This is a genomic window from Mesorhizobium sp. WSM4306, assembly GCF_007003975.1.
GTDB lineage: Bacteria > Pseudomonadota > Alphaproteobacteria > Rhizobiales > Rhizobiaceae > Mesorhizobium.
On record NZ_VFTC01000007.1, the window covers coordinates 79,465 to 97,607 of the forward strand.

The window sequence follows — 18,143 nt, forward strand, 5'->3', positions numbered from 1 at the left end:
GCTTCAGGCTGCCTTGCCGTCGCCGAATTTTTCGATCGACCGCGCCAGCTCAGGATGGCTCAAGGCGAAATCCGCCAGCGGAATGCCGTCGACCGCCGCCTGCCAGGCCTGCTGCACGGCGCGCACGCCGGCGCCCGGCCCGTCGGGATGGCTGACGATGCCCCCGCCGCACAGATAGAGCAGGTCGACCGTGCGGCCGGTTCGCGCATAGGTCTCCGGCGCCTGCCCGCCCCACTGGCCGGAGCCGGCAACCGGCAAGGCGCAATCATCAGGCGAAAAGATCGGCGTCGTCACCGCCTTGAAGGATTCGACGAAGGACGCGTCCGGTTCCCAGTACTTCGATTGGATGCCGTTGATCTGGAACTGGTCGACGCCGAGCAGCCGCCAGAATTGTTGCCAGACCTTGAAGTCCATGCCGAGACCGGGGTGACGGGTGAGGATGTCCCAGCCGTTGCGGTGGGCGTGCAGCACCAGGCTGGAGCGCTTCCTGAGAAAGGCCATGCCGCCGAAGCCGATGGAATTGATGTTGACCACCGCGCAATTGCCACCGGCCTTGGCGACAAAGTCGTGGTTGCGCATCATCTCGTCCGGATCGGCATGCGAAATGCCGAAGGCATACATCACCTTCTTGCCGGTCTTCTGCTCATGGTCGAGGATCAGCGGCATGATTGCCTTCACCCGTTCCGCCAAGGGCGAATAGGCCGGGCTCATCAGCTTCTCGTCATCCTTGATGAAATCGACGCCGGCGGCGATCAGCTCGCCCACCATTGCGGCGGTCTCATGCGGCCGCAGCCCCAGCGCCGGCTTGACGATGGTGCCGATGATCGGCCGATCCGTGACGCCGGTCAGCCGGCGGCTGCCGGCGACGCCGAACTGCGGCCCTGGATGCGCACCGCGGAATTGCTCCGGCAGCTTCATGTCGACGACGCGAATGCCGGACGGGCCCTTGATCGAATAGGCGCCGCCGATGGCAATCGTCATCAGCGCCGACAGGTCGGTGCCGATGGCATCGAACGGAAAGGCGATGTCGACATCCGCGCGCTTGAACGGCCCCTCACCGGCCTCGGGAATGGAGGGCCGAAGGGCGTCAGGCAAATTCCGTATCGCCAGCACGCGCGCCGCCACCCGGGCCTTCAGCTCCTCGGTCTCACCGGGCAACGCAACGAAGGTTCCGGTCGACTGGTCGCTGGCGATCTTGGCCGCCAGCGCCTCGATGTTGCTCGATGTTTCGATGCGGTAGGTTAGCGTGATCATGGTTCGTTGTCTGAGGCCGAAGGAGGTTCGAAAAGAGTTCCTTGATCGTCGAAATCTGGTATAATGAGTACATAAGCTTTGCAAGCAATATCCTGCTCGCAAGGTATGGGCTGATTGGCTGGCAAACATTCTGGAAATCGTGGCGGCAGTGCTAGATAGACACCGGTCAAGGGAGTGATTCGCGACGATGAACCGTTCGGAGCCGATCGTCCGGCGCAAACTTTCCGACGAAGTGTTTCTGCGGCTGAAGCGCCTGATCACCAGCGGCGAATTGACGCCGGGCGACGACATGCCGTCGGAGCGCGAGCTGATGGAGCGCTTCGAGGTCGGTCGGCCGGCGATCCGCGAGGCGATGCAGGCGCTGAGCAATATGGGCCTGGTCGCGATCTCGCATGGCGAGCGCGCCAAGGTGCTGCAGCTGACCGCCAAGTCGATCATCAAACAGGTCGATGGCGCGGCCAAGATTATCCTGTCGTCGTCGAAGGACACGCTGGAACACCTGAAAACCGCGCGCATCTTCTTCGAGCGCGGCATGGTCAGGGAAGCCGCCGAAAACGCCACCGCCGAGGACGTTGAGCGACTGCGGGCCACAATTGCCGAACAGCGCGGCTTTCGCGGCGATTCCGAAGCCTTCATCTCCGCCGACATGAAGTTTCACACCCAGATCGCGGCGATTTCAGGCAACCCGATCTATGTCGCCGTCAGCGAGGCGATGCTCGGTTGGCTGAAGGAATATCATACGGAAATGCTGATCTGGACCGGCAAGGAAAAGTTCACGCTGACCGAGCACGAAGAGATCATCGACCGCATCGAGAAGAAGGATGCCGACGGCGCCGAGAAGGCGATGATCAAGCATCTCGAGCGCTCCCGCGCGCTCTATGTGATGAATTCCGAAAAATAGCTTAGCCGATCCGCTCGATCGCGTAAGGCGCCATCAAGAATTGCTCCCGACCAAGCGCTGAGATGTCGACCGACACGTCGCCCGCTGTCAGGTTCACCAGCCACAAGATGATCTTGCCCGAGGCGGCGCGGCCAGCCAGCGCCAGCACCTTGGTCTCATCGCTCGTCGTTGCCGCCACATGCGCAAGGCCGGCCATTTCGCAAAGCCCCTTGATAGCATCGAAGATCGGCCGGGGTGATCCTTCCGCGACGGATTCTCCGGACGCCGCCAGCACGCCGAATGGTCCGATGAAGCCGGAGAGCGTGAGCACCTCCAGCCCAGCCGGGGCGACGCGCGCGGCATAGCCGATCGTCCACGCGGCGGCGAACAGCCCTGCATGGCGCGGGTCGCGGTCGGCCATGGCGATGCGCTGTCCCCCAGGATTGGCCTTGGTCACGCCGCCATACGGGTTCTGGCGCATGGCAATCGTCGACGGACCGATGCGGTACGGTTTTTCCCCAAAGATCGCCCGCGTCGATGCGGTGATGAAGGGCAGCGCCTCTAGCGACTGCATGACGCTGAGATCGTCGGCGGCGTGCACGATCGGGCACGTGCAGTGGGTGACGAAATCCAGCAAGCCGGCCGGCACGCGCTTGCGGTTGAGTTCGGTGAAATAGCTGAACATGCCGCCGCCAAGCCGGATATCGGGAAAGGCGCGCCGGGCAGCGGCATAGACGTCTTCGAGTGGCGGACAGTCCGGCCACGCGCTGCCCGGTGGCGTCGACTGTCGGTCGACCGAAGGCGAGACGGCGATCGCCGAGAGTTTTAGCCCCGCCTGCCGCACCAGGTTCGCGACGGCTGAAAGTTCAGCGTCGAGATCGCTCGCGCCGGCAACGACGCATTCCAGTGTCGTCTGCACTGGATAAGCGGCGGCAAGTTTTGCAAAGGAGCGCAACGCGTCAAGCCCATGGCCACGTGTCGGGTCGTAGTGGAAGATCAGCTGTTGTGGGCCGAGCTCGACCAATGTCGGAAGGTTTGCGAGCGCTGTCTCGACATCGGCGGGATAGATGATCACGCCGATATCCGGCAACCTCGACCCGGTCTCGCCCAGTTCGATGCGCACAGGTCCGGTGCTTGCTGCAGCAGCCGGCAGCTTCCCGCCGCCGATGATGCGCAGGCTGACCGTCTGCCTGACGGCTTGACCGGCAGGCAGCACATACGGCCATGGCAGCGCCAGCGGACGGACATAGGTCTTGTAGGACGCGTCCGACCAGTTGCGCTGGTCTTCCATCTCGAAAGTATCGCCCTCCATCCGGCATTCGGCACTGACGCCGGGCCGCACCTGATGTGTGATGGCGCGCATGTCCTTGAAGGGCTGCCAGGGATCGATCAGCAGCGGCAGGCTCGTTTCCACCACGCTGCCGTCGGTGTGCTTGACCGTCACCGGGCTGCCGGCCAGCCCAGCGATCGGATGCAGGATGCAGAAGCCGCAGCGATTGGTCTCGAAATCGCTCTCAGGCAGAGCGCTGACGTCGAACACCAGTTCGCCCCTGGCGGAGCCCTTGATGGTGGCACGAAAGCCGAGCCGGCTTCCGGCCGGTCCAACGCAACTCGCCGAGTAGCTGACAGCGAAAGTGTTGGCGCTTTGTTCGATGACAAGGTCGGTCAGCTCAGGTTCGTAAGTGCCCCAGTCGCGGTCGCGCACGATGTAGGCGATGGCGCGCAGCACTTCGGTGCCGCCATAGCGGATCGTCCGCAGATTGCCGTTGACGAAGTCGGCGCTGAGCAGGCCCGCGCTCAGCCTGACTGGCTCGGCCTCGACCACGTGTGTGCCGTAGAGGAGGAAGGCGTCGGCCGTCATTTCAGCAAGGCGTCGATCTGCACCGGTTCCCGGCTTGCCGCACCCAGATAGGCAGCCTCGACCAGCGCAAAGGTTTGGAGATTGTCCGCGCCCGAGGTCGCCGGCGCGGTTCCCTTTGCCAGGCAGTCGACCCAGTGCTGCTGGATGGCGACGACGCTCTCCTGGATGTTGTGCCAGGGCCGCGATGCCCAGGGCAGCAGCGGCGGCGAGACATCGCTGACCACTGTTCCGCTCGTGCCGGTGACCGTGAGCCGATATCCCTGCGCCAGCCGGATCGTGCCGTCGCTGCCGTCGATCTCGATCAGCGTTTCGGGAAACGGCTCCACGGCAAGCTTGGTCGCGTAGCTGCAGTCGACCACAGACGTCGCGCCGCCCTTGTGATCCATCAGCATCGTCGCGACGTCCTCGCCGGCGATATCCGGGTTGATGCGCGCCGTTCGCGTCGTGATCGTCGACACATCGCCCAGCAGGAACCGGGCGATGTCAAGGCTGTGGATGCCGAGGTCCTCGATGATGAAGCGCTTTCCAGTCGCCAGATAGGGCTGGCCGGAAAACACGTCATAGGCGGAGCGGAACGAGATGCGGCCGAAGAACGGCGTGCCGATCTCGCCGCTGTCGAGCACCGCGCGCACCGCCTGGATCGGCGACTGCCATCGGAAGTTCTCATGCACCATCAGCGGTACGCCGGCATCGGCACAGGCCTTCACCATGGCCTTGGCGTCGGCCAACGTCGGCGCGAACGGCTTTTGGCAGATCACCGGTACACGGTAACGCGCCGCCATCTCGACCAGCGCTCGATGGCTGGGCGCGGTGGTGGCGATGTCTACAAAATCCAGCGTCTCGCCTTCGAACAAAGCGGCCGCGTCGGTGTAGCGCTTCGCAATGCCGAACTGGTCGCCGACGATCCTCAGCCGTTCCTGATCGCGGTCGCATATGGCGACGATCGAGGCGCCGTCGATGTCGCGCCAGCCATGCATCTGGTTGACGGCAAAGAAGCCGCAGCCGATCAGCGCTCCCCGCAACGTCGCCATGCTCACCCCACCTTCGCCATCTGCATCAGTGTAACGCGGCTTTGCAGGCGGCGCTGCGCCTGGTCGACGACGACGGCGACGATGATGACGAGGCCCTTGATCACCATCTGCCAGAACGAGCTCACCCCCATCATCACCAGCCCGTCGGACAGGATGCCGATGACGAAGGCGCCGACGATGGTGCCGCCGATCGTGCCGCGCCCGCCCGACATCGAGGTACCGCCGAGCACCGCCGCGGCGATGGCGTTGAGCTCAAAACTCTCGCCGGTCGCCGGATGCGAGGCCATCAGTTCGGACGAGATGATCAGCCCGACGATCGCCGCGCAGAAGCCGGAGAACATGTAGACGAACATCTTCACCATGTTGACCCGCACGCCCGAGATCCGCGCCGCCCGCTCATTACCGCCGACGGCGAAGATGTGGCGGCCGAGCGGTGTGTATTTGGCGAGATAGGCGGCGCCCAGCGCCACAACGATCAGGATCCAGATCGAGACCGGCAGGCCGAGCAGCTTGCCGGCGCCGAGATAGCCGAAGCCGGTGGTGCCGAGCTCCGGCTTGCCGACGAGGTTGGGGAAGGTGCGGCCGTCGGACGACAAGAGCGCCAGGCCGCGCGAGACATAGAGCACGCCGAGCGTGGCGATGAACGGCGCGACGTTGAGCCTGGTGATCAGCAGTCCGTTGACGGCGCCGATCAGTATGCCGACGGCCAGCGTGATCAGCGCGATCTCGACGACGTTGAAATAGATGGTGTAGCCGAATTGCAGGTCGATGCCGTTGAGCACCAGATAGCCGGCGACCATGCCGCACAGGCCGACGATCGAGCCGACCGACAGGTCGATGCCGCCGGTGATGATGACGAAGGTCATGCCCATCGCCAGGAAGGCGTTCAGCGCCACGTGCTTGGCCATCAGGATCAGGTTTGCGGCCGACAGGAAGTTGGGAGCGGCGATCGAGAAGAACACCAGCACCGCGATCAGCGCGATGAAGGTCCTCAGCTTCATCAATGTCAGAAGCATCGAGCCGCTGGATGCGGAAGGGGCAGCCGCCTTGGCTGGGATGTCAGTCATGGGTGGTGGTCTCCCTATGCCCGGCCGGTCCGTGGCCGAGCGCCGATGCGGCGACGATCGCCGCTTCCGTCGCCTTGGCGCGGTCGAACATGCCGGTCAGTTTTCCATTGCTCATCACCGCGATGCGGTCGGACAGCGCCATCACCTCGTCGAGATCCGAAGTGGCGAACAGGATGCCCAGCCCGTCGCGCGAAAGCTTGCGCATCGTGCGGAAGACGTCGGCCTTGGCACCGACATCGATGCCGCGGCTGGGCTCGTCCATCAACAGCACCTTAGGCCCGGTGAGCAGCGCCTTGCCGATCACCACCTTCTGCTGGTTGCCGCCAGAGAGCGAGGAGACCTCCTGCGCCGGGTCGGCGACCTTGATCGCCAATTCGCGCACCATGCCGGTCACCGCCTGCCGCTCCTCGGCGCCACGGATATGGAACAGGCGGGCAAAGCGCGACAGGCTGGCCAGCGTCAGATTGCTGGCGACGGACAGGATCGACACCAGGCCCTCGCGTTGGCGGTCTTCCGGGATCAGCGCCAAGCCGCGCCGGATGCGCCGCGTCGTATCGCGTTCCCGCACCTGCTTGCCGGCGATGAAGATCGCGCCGGTGGCATGGCCGTGGCGGCCCATGATGCAGTCGAACAATTCGCTGCGCCCGGCGCCCATCAGGCCATAAATGCCCAGAATCTCGCCGGCGCGCAGCGACAGCGAGACATGGTCGACGGCGAGACCACCAGTCGCACGCGGCAGGCAGATGTCCTCGGCGCGGAAGATCTCTTCGCCCGGAAGGTGGCCGTCGGCCTTGGCGAAATCCTTGGCGTCGGAGCCGATCATCTGCCGCACGATCCACTGCGTGTCGACGTTTTTCATCTGCTCCTGGCCGGTGATGCGGCCGTCGCGCAGCACGGTGATGTAGTCGCCGATGCGGATCAGCTCTTCCAGCCGATGCGAGATGTAGACGATGGCGACACCGCGCGCCTTGAGGTCGGCTATGACCTTGAACAGGATCTCGACCTCCGCCGCGCTCAGCGCCGAGGTCGGCTCATCCATGATCAGTATGCGCGCGTCGAGCGAAACCGCCTTGGCGATCTCGACCAGTTGCTGCTGGCCGATGCGCAGATCCTCGACCAGCATGTCCGGGCGGATGCCGGCCTGGAGCCTTTCGAGGAATTCCGCCGCGCGGCGCTCCTGCTCCCTGCGGTCGATCTTGCGGAAGCGGTTGGTGATCTCGCGGGTGGCGAAGATGTTTTCGGCGACCGTCATGTTGCCGAACAGGTTGAGTTCCTGGAACACCATGCCGATGCCGCGGTTCACCGCATCGCCGGATGAGGAGAACGACACCTCTTCGCCCTCGAGCAAGATGCGCCCGGCGGTCGGCTGCTCGACGCCGGCGATGATCTTCATCAGCGTCGACTTGCCGGCGCCGTTCTCGCCGACCAGCACGTTGACCGCGCCCCTGCGCACCTCGAAATTCGCGCGCTTGACCGCGACGGTGCCGGAATAGACCTTGGAGACGTCTTCCAGCTTCAGGATGACATCGCGAGCAACCACAGCGCTCATGGCTTCGGCCCGATTTCTGCCTCCGCCGGCGTCACCAGCGGCAGGTCCCGGCCGCTGCCCAGCGTATAGGCGCCGAGCACCTTGGCGCTGCGGCCTTCGAGCGCCTCGCGCGGCAGCTTGGACAGCACCATCTTGTCGGCATAGATGTTGAACGCCTTGCCGAACTGGGCGAAGTCGATCTGGTTGGTGAAGTCGTTGAACTGGATGAAGTCGAGGCTGTCGCGCAACGCCGTGCCGCGCACAGCCGGTCCGATCTGCACCCGCGCATCGGCCTTGCCGTCGCCGTCGACATCGACGTCGACGGTCGCCGCGCGCGACTGGGTGTTGGCGGCGACGATCTTGCCCTCCAGCCGCACCGCGAAGGTCCAGGGCGAGTTCGCCTGCTTCTTCGGATTGCCGTATTTGGCGCCGGCGGCGGCCGGATCGGTGGTGGCCAAGGCGTGCACTTCGAGGAACGGCCCGCCCTTCTGCTGCAGGTAAGGGATAACCTTTGGCGCCCAGATGTCCTCGACCATCTTGTCGGGATTGAAGGCCGGCGCGTTGCCGCCGCCTTGCGCCGACGGTGTCGGCAGGATCTTGCAGGCGGTCAGGGCGATGCCGGCGGTCGCGGCGAGGGCTAGCCAGTTCAGCTTGTTGGGCATGGCGGTCAGAAGCACCCACGGAAATTGGGCAAGGGACGGACCTCAGGCCCGTCCCTTGTGGTTGATGTGATGCTGCGGCTCAGTTGGTGAGCGCGAAGGTCTCCAGCTTCTTGGCATTGTCGCCATTGACCAGCACGCAGTCCATCAGCTGCTTTTCCTGGGCGGGAGATTTCTTGTTCTTGATGTAGTCGTCGGCCTGCACGACGGCCATCTGCGCCTGCGCGAAGGCCGGCTGCAGGACGGTCGCCTTGATGCCGCCGGAGCTGATGGAGTCGCGCACGTCGTTCGATCCGTCGAAGCCGACGACGATGACGTCCTTGCGGCCGGCCGCGGCGAGTGCTGCATAGGCGCCCATCGCCATCGTGTCGTTGCCGGAGATCACGCCCTTGATATCAGGGTTGGCCTGCAGGATCGATTCCATCTTGGAATAGGCTTCGGTCTGGCTCCAGTTGGCCGACTGCTGGGCGACCATTTTCAGGTCCGGATAGTCGTCGATGACGTCGTGATAGCCTTTCGAGCGGATGCCGGCATTGGTATCGGATTCCTTGCCGACCAGCTCGACGAAATTGCCCTTCTCGCCCATCAGCTTGACGAACTCCTGCGCGCCGAGCTGCGCGCCCTGGTAGTTGTTGGAGACGATCTGCGCCACCGCGACGCCGGTGGCGTTGATCTCGCGGTCGATGAGGAAGGAGGGCACGCCGGCGTCCTTGGCCTTCTGCACGGCGGCGACGGTGGCGTCGGCGCCGGCATTGTCGAGGATGATCGCCTTGGCGCCGCGACCGATCGCGGTGTCGATCAATTCGGACTGCTTGTTGGCGTCGTCGTCATGGACGAGCACCAGCGCTTCGTAACCGAGTTCCTTGGCCTTGGCTTCGGCGCCGACAGCTTCCGCCTTGAAGAACGGATTGTCATGCGAAGGCGTTATGATCGCGATGAGATCGGCTGCATAGGCAGGCACTGCCGTGCCAAGCGCCAGCATGCCGGCAAATGCCGCGAGTGTCATTCTGCGTGTGAGTTTCATGATGTCCTCCCGTTTGAAAAATTGCCCTTGATCAACCAAGGCCTCTGCCTGCATTCAAATTCGTCACCCAGCGCGGGCCGCTGACCAGTTCGGGCTGAAATGCCTTTGCCGGCTTCCCCCTGACGGATCGTTGCTCCCCCGCTGCCCTCCGCTCTTCCAAGCTTCGAACTCCCCTCGGAACCCTTATCGATCCGAGACATGAACAGCTAAGCCAACTGGTATGATGAGTCAATCACTAATTCAGATGACATGTACCTGATGAGCCGTAGGCCGTTGAGCGCCGGCGGCGGTGCGCCGACGCATCCAGACGCTCCGGCGAGCGCCTGACTCAGCCTTTCTCAGGTAATGCGCTGTATGCTCGCGGCGATCTCTTCCGGCTCGAACACCCGCTTCCAGTCGTCGCGCATCAAGACCGGCTTGCCAAATTCGATAGCCTTGTTGCAGGCGTCCGAGAAAACGCCCTTGGTTTCGCCGAAGATGACCGCGCCAAGCACATTCATATGGCCGAGCAGGAAATCGAGCGCGGCTTGCTTGTCGACACCGCGCGCCACGACCTCGTCGACGGCTTCCTTCATGACGACGAGCAGTGACGCGCACACCGTCTCCGAAAGCCCGGGCTCCAGCAACGCCATCTGATCGACAGTGACACGGTGCGAGCGCATCACCGGCGCCCAGATGATCTTGGCGATCGCCTCGCCCTTGGCGTAATCCGCTTCCGGGCCCTGCATCAGCGCGCTGACCATATGCTGTTTGGCCTTGACGCCGCCAAAATAGTCTTTTTTGGCCGCCATGTCGGTCTCGTCGTTGAAGATCGGCGGATGGCAGGGATGGGTGACGAAATAGGTCAGGTCCGGCCGCTGCGGCAAATGGCCGGCGAACGGTGCGGCGGCATCGAGCACGATGACCATCGTGCCCGATGCAAGCTTGCTCTCGATGCTGGCCGCCACCTTGCCGATATGCGTATCGGGCACGGCCAGGATCACCACATCGGCGCCTTTGAGCGCTTCATCGGCGCTGACGGCATCGAAGCCCAGCCCCGACTTCAGCCGCTCGCGGCCGGCATCGCTGACCTCGACATGGCGTATCGTATAGGGCGAACCGCGAAAATTGGTCGACAGGCGGTACCCCATCTTCCCGCCGGCACCGAACAGCGCAATCGTCGTCATGTATCCCTACTCCCGATCTTTAAACGACGGCCACGCCGATCGTCATGTTATTAACTGGTATAATCACATTACCACGCTTTAGCAAGTTGAATAGGCCGAGAATTTGCCCAAACTAGAGCCCCGTTGCCACGCTTTGCCAGACGTTCGATGCCCACGCTCTGGACGTCTGCGAGGTCATTTTCTCGGGTGCTCGCGGCGATCCGGACGTTGCATTTTCTCTACGTGTACGGCAGCCTGAGGTGTCGGTAGCTAATTAGCCGACCCATATCCTTCGTGCGATCTCGTATGGTCTGGCGAACCCGAAAACAACGAACGGGATTGATTGCTGGCTCGACATACCAATTTAGCCCGAGTTGCCCCAGGACTCACTTTGTGAATGGCCGAAATGTGGCCGGAAACGGACGGTCCGCTTTCGGAGCAGCCCAAAGAGAAAGCGGTATTTTGGGCCCGAAATCGCTCTTGGCCGAGGATTGCATTCTTCAGAAGACGGTGGACGAATGAGATAGGGGCAACCTTTGGGGCCTGAAACCCTAAGATCAACGCGGTCCCGGGGCAAAGCAATCGATGATGATGGGTTGCACGGAGCGGGCAGATCAAACAGCCAATCTTAGCGAGGATGCGACGAATTCACGGTAGATCGACTTGGGTGAGCGCTACCGGTTTCCGACGAGAAGACGTCTCGTGCCGCATGAGAACGCGTTCAATGACGCGGACAATCGCGATCAGTAGCAGGTTGATCACCAGGTAGAGTACCCCGGCAATGGCGAATATCTCGAAGATCGCGAAGGTCTGGCTCATGAGCCGCTTGGCGTAACCGGTGATTTCGAGCACCGTGATCGTCGAGGCGAGGCTGGTGCCTTTGACGACAAGGATCAGCTCGTTGCCATAGGCCGGCAGTGCCTGGCGGATGGCGAGCGGGAACTCGATGCGGCGGAACCGCAGCATGCGCGACATGCCGCACGCCTGGGCTGCTTCGACGAGACCGACCGGAACCGACATCAATCCGCCGCGCAGGATTTCTGACGTGTAGGCGGCCGTATTCACTGCAAGCGCCAGCACGGCACAGCGCGCGCCGTCGCTGATCACCCACCACAAAGCCGCATTGTCCTTGATCAGCGAAAGCTGGCCAAGCCCGTAGTAGAACAGGAATATCTGCACCAGCAGCGGAGTCCCGCGAAAGACATTGCTGTAGTATTTGGCGAAACCTGACAACAGCCGGTTCGACGATAGCCGCATCAGAGCCAGACCGAGGCCCAGATTGAAGCCGATCAGCACCGAAACGAAGGTCAGCGCCGCCGTGACCCCTAGGCCCTTCAGCAGACCGGGAACCGCAAGCTGGATGAGGTCTATCATACTGCTTTTCTCGTCCGCAGCCTTAGCAGGCGTTCGATCCCGTCGAAGCCGGCCTGGCTTACAAGGGTGATGAGGAGATAAACCGCCGCTGCGATCAGGTAGAAAATAAACGGATGGCGCGTGGAATTCGCGCCGATGAAGGAAATGCGCATCAACTCCTGAAGACCGACCACGGAAACCAGGGCAGTGTCCTTGATCGTCGTCTGCCAGACATTGTTGATGCCGGGAACCGCGATGCGCAGCATCTGCGGTGCGATGATGCGGCGAAAGATCCGCCCACCCGACAGTCCCAGCGCGCGAGCAGCCTCGATATGCCCATCGGGGATCGCGCTAAGTGCCCCGCGCACGACCTCGGTCGAATAGGCGCCGGAGATCGCGCCGATGGCGATGACCGCGATGACGAACGCATAGCCGCTCTCCGCGACACCGGCATAGCCGAACGCTGTCACGACCTTGGTCACGAATTCAACCGAACTGAAGAACAAGAGATAGATAATGAGCAATTCGGGCACGCCACGCACCAGCGAGGTATAGGCATCGACCAACAGCGAAAGCGGAAATATCCGGGCCCATTTAATGAGACCGCAGACGATGCCGATCACCAGACCGGCCGCCATGCTGACGAAACCGACGAGGATCGTTATTGACGCGCCGCGCAGGATGGCGGTGACCCAACCCGCTTCCCAAACCTGCCAGAGACCGAATTCCATATGAGTTGCCCTAAATGTGCCGCGTGAATGAGACGCATGCGCCCGGCAGCCCGGACGCATGCGAGAGCTTTTCAGCGTTTATTTGCAAGGCCGGGAGATGTCGGTCTTGAACCATTTCTGGCTGGCCTTGCCGACGGAGCCGTCGGCGATCAACTCGCAAAGCGCCTCGTCGATCTTGGCCTTGAGCTCCGTGTTGTCCTGCGCAATGCCGACGCCGATTCCTTCCCCAAGCGTCGGATCGAACGTGCTCTTGATATCGACGCCGACCAGTTGGAAATTCTTTCCGTCCGGCTTGTCCAGAAAGTCCTGCAATGCGGATTTATCTGCGAAAGCAGTGTCGATACGGCCGCTCGCGAGGTCGATCTGCATTTGATCCAGCGTATCGTAGGTCTTCAGGTCGGCATTCGGCGCACGCTTCTCGAGGAAATGCGCGTGAGTGGTGCCGGCCTGCACGCCGGCCTTCTTGCCGTCAAGCGCTTTCAGCAACGTGTCGACATCGGTGATCGCGGCGAGATCAGAACCTTTGGCTGCAACGAAGGTGTTGGCCAGTTCGGCGTATCCAACGCTGAAATTGATCTCCTTCTTGCGGTCGGCGGTGATCGACATGCCCGAGATGATGACATCGAAACGCTTGGCCTTCAGTGCCGGGATCAACCCGTCGAACGCCTGCACGACGAAATGGCACTTCACTTCAAGCTTGGTGCAGAGCAAGGCGCCGACATCGGCGTCGAAGCCGGTGACATTGCCGTTGGCGTCGGACATGCTCCAAGGCGGGTAGGCGCCTTCCGTGCCGATGGACAGCTCGCCTTCGGCCGCCAACGCGCTGCCCATGGTTCCCGTGAGGAAGGCGAGCAGCGTCAAGACTTTCAGTTTCATATCAGTTCCCCTTGTTGTTGGTCTTCATCGCAATTGTCCGGTCCGAACCGGACGCTTCGAGGATGCGGCTTCCTCACAGTGTCCGGGCCAGGAATTGGCGCAGACGCTCCGAGCGCGGACTGCCGAACAGCTCCGCTGGCGCACCCTCTTCCTCCACCTTTCCCTGGTGGAGAAACAGAACCTTGTGGGAGACCTCGCGCGCGAACTGCATCTCATGCGTCACGAGGATCATGGTGTTGCCTTCCTCCGCCAGCTGGCGGATCACGCGCAGCACCTCGCCGACCAGTTCAGGATCGAGCGCCGAAGTCGGCTCGTCGAAGAGGATTACCTTGGGCCGCATCGCCAGCGTGCGGGCGATCGCCGCCCGCTGCTGCTGGCCGCCGGACAACTGGCCGGGATAGTGGGCATGCTTGTCGGCGAGCCCGACCTTCTTCAGCAAGGCGTGCGCGTGTTCGATGGCCTTCTCGCGCGGCTCCTTCAGCACATGCCGGGGCGCCTCGATGATGTTTTCCACCACCGTCATGTGCGGCCATAGATTGAAGTTCTGGAACACCATGCCGACGCGGGCGCGGATCCGCTCGACCTGCGCCATGTCGGCCGGCCCAAGACGGCCGTTCGACACCGGCTTCATCTTGATTACCTCGCCGTCGATGGCGACCTTTCCGCCGTCCGGCTGTTCCAGAAGATTGATGCAGCGCAGGAATGTGCTCTTGCCCGAGCCTGACGAGCCGATCATGGAAATCACTTCGCCGGCGTGAGCGGTAAGATTGACGCCCTTCAACACCAGAAGCGAGCCGAAGCTCTTGTGAAGCTCGTCGATCTGTACGGCCGGCGTCGTGATCTTCGCTTCGACGGCGGGCGCCGGATCGGCAACCTCAGCGCGAACGGTGGGCGGCGACGGTTCGCCTTTGATGGCTTCGTCCTGATCCAGCTCGACAGCCTTCAGGTCCGCCAGCGCACGGTCGAAATGGCGCAGGCTGCTGGACAGGCAGGCGCGCTGCCAATCCGGATCATCCGGAATGAAGGCCGAGCCCAGCGTTTCCCGGATCCGCTTGCCGAGCGGTGAATCGAGCTTGCCGAACAGATGCAGCCAGTTGTCGGCCTGCACCGCTTCCATGACGGCCGGCCCTTCCAGGGTGCCGCATTCGACGACAAGCGGCAGCACGCGCGCGTTCGGCATTGCCTTGCGCACGGCGTCCGAGACATAGCCGGTCGCCGTCGCCGCGATGCCGGTACCTGTCTTGGCGCCCGGGCCTGTCAGCACGGTCGTCAGCGCTGGCCCGAAGATGGATTTGCCCCAGGCAAGACCGGCATGCTCGGAACTCGCCACCGAAAGCAGTGCCGGATAACCGTAGGGCCCTGCTCCCGTATGCAGGTCGAAGACGATGGCCCGCCGCGCTTCCGCGGCAAAGGTCTTCAGGATTTCGTTCAACGTCCGGTTCGACCAGACAGGGCCGCCGCCGCCATAGAACATCCCGTCGGCGAACTCATATTGGCCTGCCTCGATAATCGCCGCCAGCCCGGCGTGCCCAAGCCTCTTGCGCGCCGCGGCGAGCTTCTCGTCAGCCGCTATTCGATCCGGCCCTTCCCACTCGCGGTATGCCAAGGCGTCGTGGAGACCGGCATAGCCGTTGTTGACCGGAGCACTCGCCGACCAGTCGATGAAGTTGCGGTTGAGGTCGACATTGTCTTCGTTGACGCGCCGCGACCACGCGGTGCCCCAGGGATTGATGAGATGGATGGCAAGGATCGCGGTGTCGTCAGGCAAGCGCCGCAGATTTTTCTGGCCAAGCCAGGCGGTTTGGCAGGTCGAGCCGAACGGCCCCTCGACACCATGCGTGCCCGAGATGATCACGATCAACTTGCGCGCATCGCGTCGGCCCAGCAGCGCCACATCTGTCGCCAGCGCCTCGCCATCCGGTCCGTTCAGCGGGTGAACATACTCAGACAGTTCCGCGCCCGCCCGCTCCGCCGCTTCGCGAAAGCCCTGGCGCAAGGCGGCGAAATCACAGGCATAGGCTGGTGCCGGCTCATCATGGCGCATCGATCCCACGGGACGTCGGGTGGTTGCGGTCAATCCATTCATTCCCTGCGGTTGCGGCATAGGGCTACTCATCGTTGAGGTCGCTCGCGTTGGTGAGGGGCAATCGGTGCTCATTGCCGGAAAGGGACGGCCTGTAGGACCGGACAAACCAGGCATCGCGGGGAAGCACCTTGTCGGGGTTCATGATCGACTGCTCGTCCAGCGCTCGTTTCACCCGCTCCATCGCGTCGAGCTTTGTCGGGTCAGCTGTCGCCAGCAAGGAATGGATACGCTTTGACCCAACACCGTGCTCGGCGGAAAAGGAACCGCCAATCTCCCGGAGCTGTTGATAAAGAACGCACTCGACAGCCTCCGCGACGTTAGGCGCCAGCGGGCCCTTCCGGTTGAGGATGATGTGCAGGTTCCCATCGGCGAGATGTCCGAAGACATAGGGTGCAAGACCCGGTTCGACGGCGGCGAGCCCGGGCAGGATTCTGTCGAGATAGGCCGGAATTTCCGACAATGGCACAGACACGTCGAACGAAGGCGCCTGGGGATGAGCGCGGTAGAGCACGCTGGTGTCCTCGCGCAGCCGCCACAGCTCGCCTTCCTGCCGCCGCGAGTCGGCGATGATGCCGGTCGCTTCGGGATGCTGCTGCACCGTCTCCAAATAGATCCGCTCGATGTCCTCGCGCAGTGCATTTTCGTGCGCCCCGCCAAGCGACAGCAGCAGGAACAGCGGCTGATCGAGTGGCACGCTGGGTTCAGACCATTCATGCGCGGCGGCGGCCAGGCCGAAGTACGAGGTCCACATCGCCTCGGCCGCGCGCAGATGCCCGGCGTCGGATTCAAGCGCCAGCCGAATTGTCCGCAGGGCCGCCTCGACCGACGGCAGTCCGAACAGCGCGGTCGCTGTGGCGCGCGGGGAAGGATCGAGCTTGACGGCCACTCGGGTGACGATGCCGAGCGTGCCCTCGGCGCCGATAAACAGATGCTTCAGGTCATACCCGGCTGAATTCTTCACCACCCGGGTCAGGTCGGAATAGACCGATCCGTCGGCCAGCACGGCCTCGAGGCCAAGCACGCGGTGGCGCATGACGCCGTTGCGAAAGGCCATCACCCCACCGGCGTTGGTCGACACCATGCCGCCGATCGTCGCCGAGCCGCGCGCGGCTAGGTCGATGCCCGGCTCCAGCCGGTGTTCGAGCGCGACCGTCTGCAAGGCTTCGAGGGTGACCCCGGCCCCGACCACCGCCACGCGTTCAAGCGGTTCGAGCCGCTCGATGCGGTTCATGCGCGCCATCGAAAGAACGATCTCGCCTGGCCACGAAACGTCGCCGCCGACCAGGCCCGTCTTCCCGCCTTGCGGCACCACCGAAACCTCGTTCTGGCGGCAGATGCGCACCACCGCCGCGATCTCGGCGGTCGATGAAGGCGTGACGACGATGCCGGCGCCACAATCCGCGTCACTGGTGCGTACGTTCGCGGCGCCAACGACGTCGCGGATCGCGTCGACGACCGAAAGCGGCACCGCTTGTTCGTCCCGGTTCGTTTTCCTTGGAGACACGAGGCCGCTCATTGCGCCATCAACCCCTGAAGCGCTGCGATCAGCCGGTTATTGTCAGCCGGCAGCCCGATAGTGGCGCGCAGATAGTGCTCATAGCCGGCTTCGCGCCACGCCTTGACAATGATCCCCTGCTCAATGAGGGCAGCGGCAAGGCTCGAACTGTCGCCTTTGCAGTCAAAGAACAGGAAGTTTGTCTGCGACTGCGCGACCCGCAGGCCAAGGTCGGCAAGCCGGGCGGCGGTGCGCACGCGCTCGGCCCTGACGCGGTCGGCCGACGCCTTCATCCAGCTTTCGTCGGCGAGTGCCGCGATGGCCGCGGTCTGCGCCGCCGCATTGACGTTGAATGGCGTCTTGGCCGCGGCAATCACTCTTGCCAGCTCGAGGCCGGAGCAGATGGCATAGCCGACGCGCAAACCCGCCAGACCGTAGGCTTTCGAGAATGTCCGCAGCACCACGTGGTCGATGCCGCTGTCGCGCAGGACCTCGATGCCGTCGGGTGCGCCGGAATCGGCGAATTCGAAATAGGCTTCGTCGAGCACAAGAAGGGTGCCTGGCCGTACCGCGCCGATCAGCCGTTGCAGGCTGGAATGGTCGAGCCCCGGCCCAACCGGGTTCCAGGGCGAGGATATGAAAACGACACGTGGCCTGGCGGCGATCGCCGTTTCGAGCGCGGCAATGTGGAACCCCATGTCGGGTGTCATCGCGATCTTGATGACATCGGCCCCTGCCGCAAGGGGTTCTATCTCATGCAAGCCGAAGCTCGGCACCGTGGTGACGACGGAGGCGCCCGGCACCAGGACGGCGCGCGATATAGCGGCAATCATCTCCTCGGAGCCGTTGCCGGCAACGATCAGCCCGGGATCGACACTGAGTCTTTCGCCAAGTGCTGCTCGCAACGCCGTGCAGGCCGGATCGGCATAGCGCCATGGTTCGAAGGATGAGGAGGACAATGCGGCCATGACGGCTGGAGAGCAGCCATCCGGGTTCTCGTTGCTGGCCAGCCGGGCAATGTCGTGACGGCCACTCAGCTTGCGTGCCATCGCGATGTTCATGCCGGCATTGTAAGGCGGCAAGGCCGCGATATGCGGATTGAGCGGCAGGCTCGACGCTGGTTTGACCGACTGTTCCAAATCCCGACTTCCGT

The 18,143-nt window shown here is 63.2% G+C and carries 15 protein-coding genes; 1 reads left to right on the forward strand and 14 read right to left on the reverse strand.

The features are described 5' to 3' along the window. Positions 1-3: 3 nt before the first annotated feature. Positions 4-1,254: a 3-oxo-isoapionate-4-phosphate decarboxylase OiaX gene (gene oiaX, locus FJV77_RS11105; protein ID WP_142866852.1), complete on the reverse strand. Its 1,251-nt coding sequence runs from the start codon at positions 1,252-1,254 to the stop codon at positions 4-6. Positions 1,255-1,441: 187 nt separating this feature from the next. On the opposite strand from oiaX, the gene FJV77_RS11110 reads away from it, so the two are divergent. Next, positions 1,442-2,155, forward strand: a complete 714-nt coding sequence (locus FJV77_RS11110; protein ID WP_142866853.1) for a transcriptional regulator NanR — start codon at positions 1,442-1,444, stop codon at positions 2,153-2,155. 1 nt (position 2,156) lies between these two features. Here the strand turns inward: FJV77_RS11110 and FJV77_RS11115 are convergent, their stop codons facing one another. From FJV77_RS11115 to hisC, 13 genes are all read right to left on the reverse strand, one after another. Continuing rightward, positions 2,157-3,995 (reverse strand): hypothetical protein, encoded by a 1,839-nt coding sequence (locus tag FJV77_RS11115; RefSeq protein WP_142866854.1) that lies wholly within the window; start codon positions 3,993-3,995, stop codon positions 2,157-2,159. Then, positions 3,992-5,026 carry a Gfo/Idh/MocA family oxidoreductase gene (locus FJV77_RS11120; RefSeq protein WP_142866855.1) on the reverse strand — a complete coding sequence of 345 codons (1,035 nt, stop codon included), beginning with the start codon at positions 5,024-5,026 and terminating at the stop codon, positions 3,992-3,994. The genes FJV77_RS11115 and FJV77_RS11120 overlap by 4 nt, the downstream gene beginning before the upstream one ends. 2 nt (positions 5,027-5,028) lie before the next feature. Beyond that, the gene (locus FJV77_RS11125; RefSeq protein ID WP_142866856.1) at positions 5,029-6,093 is read right to left on the reverse strand and encodes an ABC transporter permease; all 1,065 of its coding nucleotides are present in this window, start codon (positions 6,091-6,093) and stop codon (positions 5,029-5,031) included. Then, positions 6,086-7,642 (reverse strand): sugar ABC transporter ATP-binding protein, encoded by a 1,557-nt coding sequence (locus tag FJV77_RS11130; RefSeq protein ID WP_142866857.1) that lies wholly within the window; start codon positions 7,640-7,642, stop codon positions 6,086-6,088. Before FJV77_RS11130 ends, FJV77_RS11125 begins: the two co-directional genes overlap by 8 nt. Then, positions 7,639-8,283, reverse strand: coding sequence for a DUF2291 family protein (locus tag FJV77_RS11135; RefSeq protein ID WP_142866858.1), 645 nt, complete (start codon positions 8,281-8,283; stop codon positions 7,639-7,641). The genes FJV77_RS11130 and FJV77_RS11135 overlap by 4 nt, the downstream gene beginning before the upstream one ends. A gap of 79 nt (positions 8,284-8,362) precedes the next feature. Further along, positions 8,363-9,304 carry a D-ribose ABC transporter substrate-binding protein gene (locus FJV77_RS11140; RefSeq protein ID WP_142866859.1) on the reverse strand — a complete coding sequence of 314 codons (942 nt, stop codon included), beginning with the start codon at positions 9,302-9,304 and terminating at the stop codon, positions 8,363-8,365. 338 nt (positions 9,305-9,642) lie between these two features. Then, a complete protein-coding gene (locus tag FJV77_RS11145) occupies positions 9,643-10,470 on the reverse strand; it encodes a phosphogluconate dehydrogenase C-terminal domain-containing protein (protein ID WP_142866860.1) in 828 nt (275 codons plus the stop codon). Positions 10,471-11,097: 627 nt separating this feature from the next. Next, on the reverse strand, positions 11,098-11,823 hold the full coding sequence (locus FJV77_RS11150; protein WP_142866861.1) for an ABC transporter permease: 726 nt from the start codon (positions 11,821-11,823) through the stop codon (positions 11,098-11,100). After that, a complete protein-coding gene (locus tag FJV77_RS11155) occupies positions 11,820-12,533 on the reverse strand; it encodes an ABC transporter permease subunit (protein ID WP_185970281.1) in 714 nt (237 codons plus the stop codon). The genes FJV77_RS11150 and FJV77_RS11155 overlap by 4 nt, the downstream gene beginning before the upstream one ends. A 78-nt stretch (positions 12,534-12,611) precedes the next feature. Beyond that, positions 12,612-13,409 (reverse strand): transporter substrate-binding domain-containing protein, encoded by a 798-nt coding sequence (locus FJV77_RS11160; RefSeq protein WP_142866863.1) that lies wholly within the window; start codon positions 13,407-13,409, stop codon positions 12,612-12,614. 73 nt (positions 13,410-13,482) lie between these two features. After that, positions 13,483-15,495, reverse strand: coding sequence for a DUF2817 domain-containing protein (locus FJV77_RS33260; RefSeq protein ID WP_142866960.1), 2,013 nt, complete (start codon positions 15,493-15,495; stop codon positions 13,483-13,485). 22 nt (positions 15,496-15,517) lie between these two features. Further along, positions 15,518-17,011, reverse strand: a complete 1,494-nt coding sequence (locus FJV77_RS11170; protein WP_142866864.1) for an FAD-binding oxidoreductase — start codon at positions 17,009-17,011, stop codon at positions 15,518-15,520. After that, positions 17,008-18,129 carry a histidinol-phosphate transaminase gene (gene hisC, locus FJV77_RS11175; protein WP_142866865.1) on the reverse strand — a complete coding sequence of 374 codons (1,122 nt, stop codon included), beginning with the start codon at positions 18,127-18,129 and terminating at the stop codon, positions 17,008-17,010. Before hisC ends, FJV77_RS11170 begins: the two co-directional genes overlap by 4 nt. Positions 18,130-18,143: the final 14 nt, after the last annotated feature.